Below are 12,731 nucleotides of genomic sequence, written 5' to 3'. Positions count from 1 at the left end.
TATGGGGCTCGGCAAATCGCGGCAAACGGTGCGAGGACAGTTCGACCAATTTTTTTGCGTTCTTGTAAAAATGACAACGGTGTCAGTGGCTTATCCGCGGCATGTCGTAATTCATTTACAAAACGGGTTGATATACTCGCGCCTGCCCAAGCCCCCGTCGCGCAGACTTTGCCGCACGGTGACCGCCGGTGGCGCATCAGCGTATAATCCGCGCCCGCTTTCCCGCCCCGCCGGGGCAGGTAGCGTGAGTAAGTATTCAGCAACCAGCAAAAGAGGATTGGCTATGGCGGTTAAATTGATGAAGGACCTGGATCTGGCAGGCAAGCGCGTATTGATTCGCGAAGACCTGAACGTGCCGGTAAAAGACGGGGTTGTGACTTCCGATGCGCGTATTCGCGCGGCACTGCCCACCATCAAAGCCGCTGTAGACGCAGGCGCAAAGGTTCTGTTGATGTCCCACCTGGGGCGCCCTACGGAAGGTGAGTTCGCGGAGGAATTCTCCCTGGCGCCGGTGGCGCAACACCTGGGCAAGCTGCTGGGTAAAGACGTGCCGGTAATCAAAGACTGGCAGGGTGGTGTGGAACTCGCGGACGGTGAAGTCGCACTGTTGGAAAACGTGCGGTTTAACAAAGGCGAGAAGAAAGACGATGAGGCACTGGCCAAGCAGTACGCGTCCCTGTGCGACATCTTTGTGATGGACGCCTTTGGTACCGCGCACCGCGCCCAGGCCTCTACCCATGGTGTGGCCAAGTTTGCCCCTGTCGCCTGCGCGGGCCCACTGCTGGCAGCAGAGCTGGATGCCCTGGAGCAGGCGCTGGCCAACCCGGCGCGCCCCATGGTGGCGATCGTTGGTGGCTCTAAAGTGTCCACCAAACTGACCGTGCTGGAGAGCCTGTCTGACAAGGTGGACCAGCTGATTGTGGGCGGCGGCATTGCCAACACCTTCCTGGCAGCGAGCGGCAAGCCCGTAGGCAAATCCCTGTGCGAGCACGATCTGCTCGATACCGCAAAAGGCCTGATGCAGAAGTGCGATATTCCTGTGCCGACCGATGTGGTTACCGGCAAGGAATTCAGCGAGTCTGCGGCGGCGGAAACCAAGCCTGCCGACGCGGTGACCGAAGACGACATGATTTTCGATATCGGCCCGGACTCTTCTGCGGCACTGGCTGACATCCTCAAAAACGCCAAGACCATTATCTGGAACGGTCCGGTGGGCGTATTTGAATTTGACCAGTTTGGTGGTGGTACCGAGCGTTTGTCCAAGGCGATTGCCGAGAGCGACGCCTTCTCCATCGCCGGCGGTGGTGACACCCTGGCGGCGGTGGACAAGTACGGCATCGCCGAGCAGGTCTCCTATATTTCTACTGGGGGTGGTGCTTTCCTGGAATACGTGGAAGGCAAGGTGCTGCCGGCGGTGGCGATGTTGGAAAGCCGCGCCGCTGAATAGAGCCGCGCAGCTGAATAAATCAGCGCTGCAAAGGAATGAGGAATACAGATGCGCCCCGCGTTTGCGGAGCGCATCTTGCAAGAAGTTTTCAGGGCAACAGGATGACTCGGTTGCCCGATGCAGATTTAAAGCACCCGGCGGAATGTCGGGGCTGACACCAAATTAAAAATAGATGCGACCGGAGCTTTGCTTCAGGAATCGCACGCCCCAGCGGGTCAAAAATGGCTCGCTAACCCAAAACTGCTAAATATCGACGAGAAAGGGTTTTTTCATGGCTTTAATCAGCTTGCGTCAATTGTTGGACCACGCTGCCGAGTTCGGCTACGGCGTGCCTGCGTTCAACGTCAACAATCTGGAGCAGATGCGCGCCATTATGGAGGCGGCTGAACAGACCGACTCTCCGGTGATCGTGCAGGCTTCCGCCGGTGCGCGTAAATATGCCGGTGCACCATTCCTGCGCCACCTGATTCTGGCGGCGGTGGAAGAGTTTCCGCACATCCCGGTGGTGATGCACCAGGACCACGGCACCAGCCCGGCAGTATGCCAGCGTTCGATCCAACTGGGTTTTAGCTCGGTAATGATGGACGGCTCGCTGATGGATGACGGCAAGACGCCGGCATCTTATGAGTACAACGTGGATGTCACCCAGCGCGCAGTGGAAATGGCCCACGCCTGTGGTGTGTCTGTGGAAGGCGAACTCGGCTGCCTGGGTTCTCTGGAAACCGGTATGGCCGGTGAAGAGGATGGTGTAGGTGCGGAGGGCAAACTGTCCCACGACCAGCTGCTGACCGACCCGGAAGAAGCGGCAGACTTCGTGAAAAAGACGCAAGTAGACGCACTGGCAATTGCCTGTGGTACCAGTCACGGCGCTTACAAGTTTACCCGTCCGCCCACCGGTGACATTCTCGCGATCGATCGCATCAAGGAAATTCACGCGCGTATCCCGGATACCCATCTGGTGATGCACGGTTCTTCCTCTGTACCGCAGGAGTGGCTGGCGGTCATCAACGAGTTTGGCGGTGAGATTCCGGAAACCTACGGCGTTCCGGTTGAGCAAATTTGCGAAGGCATCAAGTACGGTGTGCGCAAGGTGAATATCGATACCGATCTGCGTCTTGCGAGCACCGGTGCGGTACGTCGCTTCCTGGCTCAAAACCCGTCCGAGTTCGATCCGCGTAAATTCCTGAAGGCTACTACCCAGGCCATGAAAGATATTTGCGTTGCCCGTTACGAAGCGTTTAACACCGCCGGTAACGCCAGCAAGATCAAGCCGATCAGTCTGGATGCCATGTCCCAGCGTTACGAAAAAGGTGAGCTGGTACCCAAGATCAATTGATCAAAAGCGGTTAATTGAAAGGGCGATCCCAAATTTTATGGAATTGGGGTCGCCCTTTTTTGTTGAAAAATGCAGTACCATTGGGTCATGGAACTGCTGAAAGATCTCAATGCCGTTGATACCAGTCCGGTGATTCGCCGTCCGGACTATTCTGCGTTGCGCAGCCAACTGCCGCTGTTGGATTTTTCCTGTAGCGAGCCCCTGCCGGAAGCGGTGATTTCCTACCGCAATTTTTATCGACTCCAATTTTCCGAGGCCTGTGCCACCGGTATCGGTACCTTCAAGTCCGCCGGTTTTGAACTGGTTGCCCAGTACTGGTTTGTCGATAACCCCAAGGGCACATTATTTATCTGTCACGGTTACTTCGACCACACCGGTATTTACGCTTCGGCCATACGCTTTGGCCTGGAGCGTGGCTACAACGTGGTGATTGTGGATTTTCCCGGGCACGGACTATCGAGCGGTGAGCCCGTGGCCATCGATACCTTTCTGCAATACCGCGAAGTGCTGGAAGCCCTGCTGAGCAAGGCCAGAAATAAAATGCCGGAACCCTGGCACGGCATGGGGCAGAGTACGGGCGGCGCGACCTTGCTGAGTTATTTGCAGTTCAGTTTGTGGCAGCCGTTCGACAAGATCATGCTGCTGGCACCGCTGGTGCGCCCGGCCAACTGGCACCTGCGCAAGTGGGTGTATTACCTCGGGCGTTTTCTGATGCCGCATCCCAGCCGTGGGTTTAACATCAATACCCACGACGCAGAGTTTGCCCGCCGTCAGGCCTTGCGCGACCCATTGCAATCGCCGGTTATGTCGATTCGTTGGCTGGGCGCCATGGTGGACTGGCTAAAGGTGTTCCCGAAAACCAACCGCAACCCCAAGCCCATTTTGGTGGTGCAGGGCACCGATGATAAGACCGTGGACTGGCGCTACAACATGGGGGCGATCGCAGATCGTTTCCCCAATAGTAAGCGCGTTATCGTGCGCGGTGCGCGTCATCAGATGATCAACGAAACCCAGCCGTACCGGCATCAGATCATCGAAGCGCTCGAACAGTGGCTGGCGGACTAGCGGTTTCGGGCGCTGTTCTCACAATCCTTTTTCAAACTTATGCCTGTTGGCGGCGACGGTGTCGGCGCCGCTGCATGAGTGCGTCTGCGGAATAGAAGATCAGTGCCACCCACACAAAGGCAAAGGTGACCAGCTTGGTGTTATCCATCGGCTCCTTGTAGATCACGATGGCGAAGATAAACATCAGGGTCGGCCCGATGTATTGCAGGAAGCCCAGGGTGGAGAGGTTTAGGCGCCGCGCCGCAATGTTAAACAGCAGCAGCGGGGTCAGAGTGACGGGACCGGCGGCCATCAGTAGCGCGTTCATTTGCCAGCTGTTGTTGAGCAGGTTGCTGGTGGGGCTGCTGCTCCAGAACAGAAAGCCGAGCGCCAACGGCAGCATGAACAGGGTTTCCACGGTTAGCCCTGTGAGGCTGTCCACCGGTGTCTTCTTGCGCACTAGCCCGTAGAGGCCGAAAGTCAGTGCCACGCCGAGAGCCACCAGCGGCAGGCGCCCGTAGCTCCATATTTCATAGGAAATCCCCACCGCGGCGAGGAATACCGCAAACCACTGCAGCGGACGCAGCCGTTCCCCCATCGCCACCACACCGAGCAGTACGCTGAAAATTGGATTGATGTAATAGCCGAGGCTGGCATCCAGAATATGGTCGCTATTGATCGCCCAGATAAAGATCAGCCAGTTACAGGTAATCAGGGCGGTAGTGATCAGCAGTGCAATCACCGTTTTGCGTGTGTGCAGTACCTCGCGCAAGCCAGTAAGCTTACCCAGCACCGCCAGCATGATCAGCGCCAGTACCAGCGACCAGATACTGCGATGGCTGAGAATCTCCATTGCCGACAGGTCGTCCAGCAACTTGAAGTACAGCGGTGCGACGCCCCAGATAAAGTAGGCACCAATACCCGCAAGCAGGCCGGTCGCAGCGGAGTCTGAGTTGTGATTGTTCAACGGGTATTACCTATGCTTCGCGGTTGGTATTGCGTAGCAGCAATGGGTACAGGTACGGCTTAGTCGGGGATCACCCGGAGATGCCGTGAGCCATCTGTCTGGAGGCACAATAAAGAAACCCGGGGTACTGTAGATTTACAGTAGCACCCGGGTTTCGGGGGAGTGTAACAGACGCCGGAGGCGCCCGTTAGCGGTGTCGAGCGTTTGCGCTTAGAACAGCACGCGGCAACGCAGGGTGCCGGGAATGTTCTTCAGCTTTTCCAGCGCCAGATCGGAGTATTCTGCGTCGACATCAATTACCACGTAACCGACGGTCTCGTTGGTTTGCAGGAACTGCGCGGAGATGTTGATGCCGTTGTCGGAAAACACCTGGTTGATCGCGCCGAGTACGCCGGGCACATTTTTGTGGATGTGCAGCAGGCGGTGCGCACCGGCGTGGCCGGGCAGGGCGACTTCCGGGAAGTTCACGGAGCTGGTGGTGGTGCCATTGTCGGAGTAGAGCGCCAGTTTGTCGGCCACTTCCACACCGATGTTTTCCTGCGCTTCGACGGTAGAGCCGCCAACGTGCGGGGTCAGCAGGGCATTGTCGAGACCGCGCAGTGGCGACTGGAATTCATCATCGTTGCCGCGTGGCTCCACCGGGAATACATCGATGGCGGTACCGGCCAGATGGCCGCTTTTCAGTGCTTCGGCCAGCGGCTCGATTTCCACCACGGTGCCGCGGGAGGCATTCAGCAGGATGGCACCCTTCTTCATTTTGGCAATCTGCTCGGCGCCAATCATCCACTTGGTGGAGGGTAGTTCCGGCACGTGCAGGGAGACAACGTCAGACTGCGCCAGCAGCTCGTCCAGGCTGTTGACCTGGCTGGCGTTGCCAAGGGGCAGTTTGGTGACTACGTCAAAGAAGATCACGCGCATGCCGATGCCTTCGGCCAGTACCGAGGTCTGGGAGCCGATGGCGCCGTAGCCGATGATACCGAGGGTTTTACCGCGCGCTTCGTAGGAGCCCACTGCAGACTTTTTCCAGCCCCCGCGGTGGCACACGATATTCTTCTCAGGGATACCGCGCAGCAGCATAATGGCTTCAGCGATCACCAGTTCGGCTACGCTTCGGGTGTTGGAATAGGGCGCGTTGAATACCGCAATACCCAGATCCGTAGCGGATTGCAGGTCTACCTGGTTGGTGCCGATACAGAAGCAACCTACGGCGATCAGTTTGGGCGCATTCTCGAGCACTTTACGGGTCAGTTGGGTGCGCGAACGAATCCCGACAAAGTGGGCATCGGCAATCTTCTCGATCAGTTGGTCTTCCGGCAGCGCGGTTTTGATATATTCCACGTTGGTGTAACCACGGGAAGACAGCAGGTCCACAGCGGACTGGTGTACACCTTCCAGTAACAGGATGCGGATTTTGTCTTTCTGAAGAGAAGTCTGCGGAGCCATATCGGGTCTCTTGGCCGTGCGCGATGATGATCGGTCGCGGCGGGTTAAAGAAAAATCGGTTGGGCCTCACCGGGGACCCGGCGAGGGCGGCATCATACCACAAGGGCTTTCCAAAGCTTTATACGCAATATCTATCCTAGCTATCGAAACTGGTTATGTATCAACACGAATTTACCTGCAATACCCCGGTCGACCTGCCTCTTGGCAAAATTGTGTGCGTCGGACGCAACTATGCGGCGCATGCGGAGGAACTGAATAACCCGATTCCGGACGAGCCGCTGCTGTTTATCAAGCCGGCGACTTCAGTGGTGCCGATGGCGCAGCCGGTTCACCTTCCCCGTGGCCGCGGTAGCTGTCACTTCGAGGGGGAGCTGGCGCTATTGATTGGCGAGCGCCTGACCGATGCCAACCCCGGCGACGTACCGGGGGCGATTGCCGGGCTTGGATTGGCCCTGGACCTCACGCTGCGGGAGTTACAGTCGGACCTGAAAGCCAAGGGACAGCCGTGGGAGAAAGCCAAGGGATTTGATGGAGCCTGCCCGCTATCGCCGTTTGTGAAGCTGGACTGGTTGCCGGATTGGGACAACCTGACTTACACCCTGTGGCTGAACGACGAGATCCGCCAGCGGGGTAAGTCCAACCATATGCTGACGCCGATTCTGGATCTGGTGGCGTATATCAGTGAGTACTTCACCCTGATGCCGGGAGATGTAGTGCTTACCGGCACGCCGGCGGGTGTGGGGGAGTTGTTGGTTGGGGATCGTATCGCGATGGGGCTCGAAGAGGACTGGCTTCGCTGCGAGACTGAGGTGGTTTGAGGTTTTTGAGCTGATTCTGGGGCACAGGAGCGTCGGCGGGAAGGTTTCAAAACCGCTGTGAATACGTCCATGTACGCTGCGTCGGCGACATCCCTGTCGCCGACGCTTTTGAAACCTTCCCACCGACACTCCTGCTTCGCTTAGACCAGTTGCACTTCGTAGTGCGTCTGGTTAGGGCGAAGGTTGTGACGCCGGGTAGGCTTTTGCGAGACCCTCTAAAACAAGGATGTTTTAGAGGAGCCCCCAGGGATGGGTTCACGGCGTGTCTCGCAAAAGCCTACCCGGCGGCGCAACCGCCACAGAGGTACTACAAACGGTAGCTGACCGAAGTCATCGCCTTAGAAACCAGTGTCATCAAACCTTTAACCGGGCCGGGGAAGCGTGCCCCGCCGGCTTCCAGCGCTGCATGTTGATGCTTGGCCTCATCCACCAGCATCTGCTCCACCACCGCGCGGCTCTTTTCATCCTGCTCAGGCAGTTCCTGCAGATGGCCTTCCAAGTGCTTACACACCTGCTCTTCGGTAGCGGCGAGAAAGCCGAGGCTGACCTTGTCACTGATCTTGCCGGCGGCAGCGCCGATACCGAAGGACATGCCGTACCAGAGCGGATTGAGCACGCTGGGGCGGCTGCCCAGTTCATCCAGACGTTGCTCGCACCACGCCAGGTGGTCGATTTCTTCGTCCGCGGCGTGCTCCATCTCCGCGCGCACCTCGGGCAACTTGGCGGTCAGCGCCTGGCCCTGGTACAAGGCTTGGGCGCAAACTTCACCGCTGTGATTGACCCGCATCAGCCCCGCCGCATGGCGGCGCTCACCGTCGGAAAGCTCCGCTTCATCCACCGCTTTCGCGGGTGACGGGCGCTCGTGACAGGGGGGGCCGGGGCTCAGGGTGCGCAGGGCGCGGTCCGCCTGCAGCAGCAGGCGGTCGAGTCCGGTCAATTGGCGGTGACTGCTCAAGGTGCGTTCCTCTTTAGCTTTGTAGCTTTTCCGCTTCGTTTCGCGAGGGCAATTAGGCTTCGGTCGGCTGCTCGCGCTCGATTGCGCGGTAACCGATGTCCTTGCGGTAGAAGACGCCTTCCCAGTAAATCTTGCTGGCGCACTCGTAGGCATTCTTCTGGGCGTCGGCCACCGTGTCACCCAGGGCAGTGGCGCAGAGCACGCGACCGCCGCTGGTTACCACGCGTTCGCCGTCGAGCGCAGTGCCTGCCTGGAAAACTTTGGCGTTCTCGCTATCCGCTTTGTCCAGGCCGGAAATTGCATCACCCTTGCGGTAGCTGCCCGGGTAGCCATTGGCTGCCAGTACGACGCCCAGTGCCGGGCGGGAATCCCACTCTGCGGTGACCTGATCCAGGCGCTTTTCCACTGCGGCCATGCACAGGTCAACCAGGTCGGACTTCAGGCGCATCATGATCGGCTGGGTTTCTGGGTCGCCGAAGCGGCAGTTGTATTCGATGACCTTGGGGGTGCCCTCTTCATTGATCATCAGGCCCGCGTACAGGAAACCGGTGTAGGGCATGCCTTCGGAGGCGAGGCCTTTCACGGTGGGCTCGATCACTTCGTCCATGATGCGCTGGTACACGTCCTGGGTCACTACCGGAGCCGGGGAGTAGGCGCCCATGCCGCCGGTGTTGGGGCCGGTGTCGCCGTCGCCGACACGTTTGTGGTCCTGGCTGGTGGCCATCGGCAGGATGTTTTCTCCGTCCACCATCACGATGAAGCTGGCTTCTTCGCCGGTGAGGAATTCCTCGATCACTACGCGGCAGCCGGCGTCGCCGAAGGCGTTGCCAGAGAGCATATCGCGCACGGCCAGCTCGGCTTGTTCTACGGTTTCGGCAACGATCACGCCTTTACCCGCGGCGAGGCCGTCGGCTTTAACCACGATGGGCGCGCCCTGTTCACGGATGTACTCGAGCGCGGGCTCGATCTCGGTGAAGTTCTGGTAGGCAGCGGTGGGGATGGCGTGGCGCTCGAGGAATTCTTTGGTGAAGGCTTTGGAGCCTTCCAGCTGCGCTGCGGCTTTTTCCGGGCCAAAGATGTTGTGGCCGCGACTGTTAAAGAAGTCGACGATGCCGTCAACCAGCGGGGCTTCAGGGCCAACGATGGTGAGGTCGATGCCTTTTTCTTCCACCAGATCGGAGAGGGCAGAGAAGTTGTCGACGCCGATGTTGACGTTCTGGACTTTGGATTCGTGGGCGGTGCCGGCGTTGCCCGGCGCGACGAAGACGGTGTCTACGGCGGGGTTTTGGGCGGCCTTCCAGGCCAGTGCGTGTTCGCGGCCACCAGAGCCGATTACCAGGATGTTCATTCTTGAGTTTCCCCGTGCCTGTGATTTAGGTGGGCTAGTTTAGCATTCAGATGAGTTCAACTGCTGCTCTACTGGCGTCAGGGGAAAAGTACCTGGCCAGTCCGTGGCGGGGCTATGGCTGGCGACCTTTCGCGAGACACGCCGTAAACCCATCCCTGGGGGCTCGGCTGCGGCCATCCAGGCCGCAGACGGTCTCGCGAAAGGTCGCCAGCCACAGCCCCTTCGCGTCTGACTCTGCAAGTTGTTTACTGCAGAGTCATTACAACAGTCGTCGTTTGCGTGACGTTATCAGTGGCGGAAGTGACGCATTCCGGTAAATACCATCGCCATGCCGTGCTCGTCGGCTGCTGCGATCACTTCTTCGTCACGCATGGAGCCGCCGGGCTGGATTACAGCGCTGATGCCTACCTTGGCGGCGTTGTCGATGCCGTCGCGGAAGGGGAAGAAGGCGTCAGATGCCATAACCGCGCCTTTAACTTCGAGGCCCGCGTGTTCAGCCTTGATTGCGGCGATACGCGCGGAGTTGACGCGGCTCATCTGGCCGGCGCCAACACCGATGGTGCGGCCGTCTTTGGCGTAGATGATGGCATTGGATTTAACCATCTTGGCCACCTTCCACGCGAACAGCAGTTCGTCCAGCTGTTCTTCCGACGGTTGTACCTTGGTGACCACCTTGAGGTCTTCCTTGGCAACCATGCCGTTGTCTTTTTCCTGTACCAGCAAGCCACCGGTTACGCGCTTGTAGTCGAAGGCGGCGGGGCGGTCTGTGCTCCACTCACCACATTCCAGCAGGCGGACGTTTTTCTTGGCGGATACGGCCTGGGCGGCTTCGGCGCTGACCTTCGGCGCGATGATGACTTCGGAGAACTGCTTGTCGACGATCAGCTGGGCAGTTTCGGCGTCCAGCTCGCGGTTGAAGGCGATGATGCCGCCGAATGCGGATTCCGGGTCGGTGGCGAAGGCCAGTTCGTAGGCGGTCTTGATGTCCGCAGCAACGGCAACACCACAGGGGTTGGCGTGCTTGACGATCACACAGGCCGGCTCGTCGAACAGTTTGACGGTTTCCAGTGCGGCGTCGGTGTCGGCGACGTTGTTGAAGGACAGTTCCTTACCTTGCAGCTGGCTGGCGGTGGATACAGAAGCTTCGGTTGCGTCTGCTTCTACGTAGAAGGCCGCTTTCTGGTGCGGGTTCTCGCCGTAGCGCATGTCCTGGGCTTTCTCGAACTGGGTATTGAAGGTGTTCGGGAATTCGCGGGCTTCGTTCTTGGTGTTACGCGCGCCGAAGTGGTTGGCGATCATACCGTCGTACTGGGCGGTGTGTTCGAACGCCTGCACCATTAGGTCATAGCGGGTTTCGTAACCGAGCGCGCCGTCGTTGGCTTTCATCTCTTCGATCACGGTGTCATAGCTGTGCGCGTTAACCACGATGGCCACATCTTTGTGGTTCTTGGCCGCGGAGCGGACCATGGTGGGGCCGCCGATGTCGATATTTTCGATGGCGGTGGGCAGGTCGCAGTTGGGGTCAGCGACGGTGGCCTTGAACGGGTACAGGTTCACCACAACCATATCGATGGGCTTGATGCCGTGTTCGTCCATTACCACGTCGTCTTTGCCGCGACGGCCCAGGATGCCGCCGTGCACTTTCGGGTGCAGGGTCTTAACGCGACCGTCCATCATTTCCGGGAAGCCGGTGTAATCGGAAACTTCCACAACCGGGATGCCGGCTTCGCCCAGCTGGCGGTAGGTACCACCGGTAGAGAGAATCTCTACGCCCATGGCGGAGAGCTCGCGGGCAAACTCCACAATGCCGGTTTTATCGGAAACGCTGATCAGCGCGCGGCGAACGGCCACCTTGTCAGTCATATCGCATCGTCCATTCAGATGTGTAAAGAGCAGGTTAAAAACGTTGGAAATACAAATAGCGAGGGGGGATGAGCTCAGCTCATCCCCCCTCGTCGAATTTTTGCCGCTCCGGCTAAGGCTGCCTGGAGCGGTTGGCTGCCTTACAGCAGGCCGTAGCGCTTAAGCTTCTTGCGCAGGGTGCCCCGGTTGAGGCCCAGCAGCTGCGCTGCGCGGGTCTGATTGTGGCGGGTGTGCTTCATCACCACTTCCAGCATAGGTGCTTCAATCTCAGACAGCACCATATCGTACACGTCGGTTACCATCTGTCCGTCCAGGTGGCGGAAGTAGTTTTCCATCGCGTGCTCAACTGCATCGCGCAAGGCTTGCGGTTGCTGTAGTTGAGTCTGGCCCCCAGTGGACACCACATCGCTGGTATCCGGAATTAATGCTTCGTTAGTCATGCCGCTTTTGCCCCTCTAGTTATTCGGCGTTCAAACCACTCACGAACGCTGGCATGTTGTGCTTCTGCGCTATCTATTCGGTTAAAGGCTTTACGAAACTCTTCGCTGTCCGCGAGAGTCTTTACGTACCAACCCACATGTTTACGGGCGATACGTACCCCCATAACCTCACCGTAGAAACGGTGCAGTTCACTCAAGTGAGTGATTAATATGTCCCTGACTTCATCCAGTGAGGGCTCCGGTAGGTGCTCCCCCTTTGCGAGGTAGTGAGCAATCTCCCGAAATATCCATGGACGTCCCTGAGCCGCACGGCCAATCATGACCGCTTTGGCGCCGGTGTAGTCCAACACCTTGCGGGCCTTCTCCGCGCCAGATATGTCGCCATTGGCAAAGACAGGTATCTTCACCGCCGACACAATCTCGGCAATGGTATCGAATTCGGCCTGACCATGGTAGCCACAGGCGCGGGTGCGTCCGTGAACTGCCAGTGCAGAAATCCCGAAATCTTCGGCCATCTTGGCCACCGTTACCCCGTTGCGGGAATCCGGGCACCAGCCAGTGCGAATTTTCAGCGTCACTGGAACCGGAACCGAGGAAACCACTGCCTGCAGGATATCGGCGACCAGTTTCTCATCGCGCAGCAGGGCAGAACCCGCTGCTTTTTTGCACACCTTCTTTGCCGGGCAACCCATGTTGATATCGATGATCTGGGCGCCGCGCTCGACGTTTGCACGTGCAGCTTCCGCCATCATCTCCGGATCGCCACCAGCAATCTGCACCGAAATCGGCCCCGCCTCGCCGGCGTGATTCAGACGCATACGTGATTTGCGACTGTTCCACAGGCTGGTGTCGGAGGTGACCATCTCGGATACGACCAAGCCGGCACCGAGTTCACGGCACAATTTGCGGAAGGGGCGATCGGTAACGCCGGCCATGGGCGCCAGGATAACTGGCGCTCCGATGTTATAGGGGCCTATGGCGAAGCTGCTTGGCAGTTCCGTGGGCAACACACCCTCCCGCGGGTTTGGTCTCATCAGGTGTCAAAGAGCCGCCTATGATAGCGGCTGCCT

The 12,731-nt window shown here is 58.6% G+C and carries 11 protein-coding genes; 4 read left to right on the top strand and 7 right to left on the bottom strand.

Going from position 1 to position 12,731, the window contains the following annotated elements; genetic code table 11:
- Window positions 1-283: 283 nt before the first annotated feature.
- The 3 genes from Mag101_RS15795 to Mag101_RS15785 all read left to right on the top strand — a co-directional run bounded on the left by Mag101_RS15795 (window position 284) and on the right by Mag101_RS15785 (window position 3,848).
- The gene (locus Mag101_RS15795; protein WP_077407219.1) at window positions 284-1,447 is read left to right on the top strand and encodes a phosphoglycerate kinase; all 1,164 of its coding nucleotides are present in this window, start codon (window positions 284-286) and stop codon (window positions 1,445-1,447) included.
- 271 nt (window positions 1,448-1,718) lie between these two features.
- Window positions 1,719-2,783: a class II fructose-bisphosphate aldolase gene (gene fba, locus Mag101_RS15790; protein WP_077407216.1), complete on the top strand. Its 1,065-nt coding sequence runs from the start codon at window positions 1,719-1,721 to the stop codon at window positions 2,781-2,783.
- Between the two features lie 69 nt (window positions 2,784-2,852).
- A complete protein-coding gene (locus tag Mag101_RS15785; protein WP_232325056.1) occupies window positions 2,853-3,848 on the top strand; it encodes an alpha/beta hydrolase in 996 nt (331 codons plus the stop codon).
- A 37-nt stretch (window positions 3,849-3,885) separates the two neighbouring features.
- Here Mag101_RS15785 and rarD read toward each other — a convergent pair whose 3' ends face one another.
- A complete protein-coding gene (gene rarD, locus Mag101_RS15780) occupies window positions 3,886-4,794 on the bottom strand; it encodes an EamA family transporter RarD (protein WP_077407213.1) in 909 nt (302 codons plus the stop codon).
- A 210-nt stretch (window positions 4,795-5,004) separates the two neighbouring features.
- On the bottom strand, window positions 5,005-6,237 hold the full coding sequence (serA, locus tag Mag101_RS15775) for a phosphoglycerate dehydrogenase (protein ID WP_077407210.1): 1,233 nt from the start codon (window positions 6,235-6,237) through the stop codon (window positions 5,005-5,007).
- 155 nt (window positions 6,238-6,392) lie between these two features.
- On the opposite strand from serA, the gene Mag101_RS15770 reads away from it, so the two are divergent.
- Window positions 6,393-7,055: a fumarylacetoacetate hydrolase family protein gene (locus Mag101_RS15770; protein ID WP_077407207.1), complete on the top strand. Its 663-nt coding sequence runs from the start codon at window positions 6,393-6,395 to the stop codon at window positions 7,053-7,055.
- Window positions 7,056-7,362: 307 nt separating this feature from the next.
- On the opposite strand, the gene coq7 is transcribed toward Mag101_RS15770, so the two are convergent.
- The 5 genes from coq7 to dusB form a co-directional block, all read right to left on the bottom strand.
- A complete protein-coding gene (gene coq7, locus Mag101_RS15765; protein ID WP_077407205.1) occupies window positions 7,363-8,010 on the bottom strand; it encodes a 2-polyprenyl-3-methyl-6-methoxy-1,4-benzoquinone monooxygenase in 648 nt (215 codons plus the stop codon).
- A gap of 52 nt (window positions 8,011-8,062) precedes the next feature.
- Window positions 8,063-9,358, bottom strand: coding sequence for a phosphoribosylamine--glycine ligase (purD, locus tag Mag101_RS15760; protein ID WP_077407202.1), 1,296 nt, complete (start codon window positions 9,356-9,358; stop codon window positions 8,063-8,065).
- A 288-nt stretch (window positions 9,359-9,646) separates the two neighbouring features.
- A complete protein-coding gene (purH, locus tag Mag101_RS15755) occupies window positions 9,647-11,221 on the bottom strand; it encodes a bifunctional phosphoribosylaminoimidazolecarboxamide formyltransferase/IMP cyclohydrolase (protein ID WP_077407199.1) in 1,575 nt (524 codons plus the stop codon).
- Window positions 11,222-11,361: 140 nt separating this feature from the next.
- A complete protein-coding gene (gene fis, locus Mag101_RS15750; RefSeq protein ID WP_010132306.1) occupies window positions 11,362-11,661 on the bottom strand; it encodes a DNA-binding transcriptional regulator Fis in 300 nt (99 codons plus the stop codon).
- Window positions 11,658-12,695: a tRNA dihydrouridine synthase DusB gene (dusB, locus tag Mag101_RS15745; protein ID WP_077407196.1), complete on the bottom strand. Its 1,038-nt coding sequence runs from the start codon at window positions 12,693-12,695 to the stop codon at window positions 11,658-11,660. The genes fis and dusB overlap by 4 nt, the downstream gene beginning before the upstream one ends.
- Between the last annotated feature and the right edge of the window lie 36 nt (window positions 12,696-12,731).

This window comes from Microbulbifer agarilyticus, assembly GCF_001999945.1.
Lineage (GTDB): Bacteria > Pseudomonadota > Gammaproteobacteria > Pseudomonadales > Cellvibrionaceae > Microbulbifer > Microbulbifer agarilyticus_A.
Note: the sequence above shows the minus strand (reverse complement) of the source record. Positions and strands in the feature narration are given on the sequence as shown.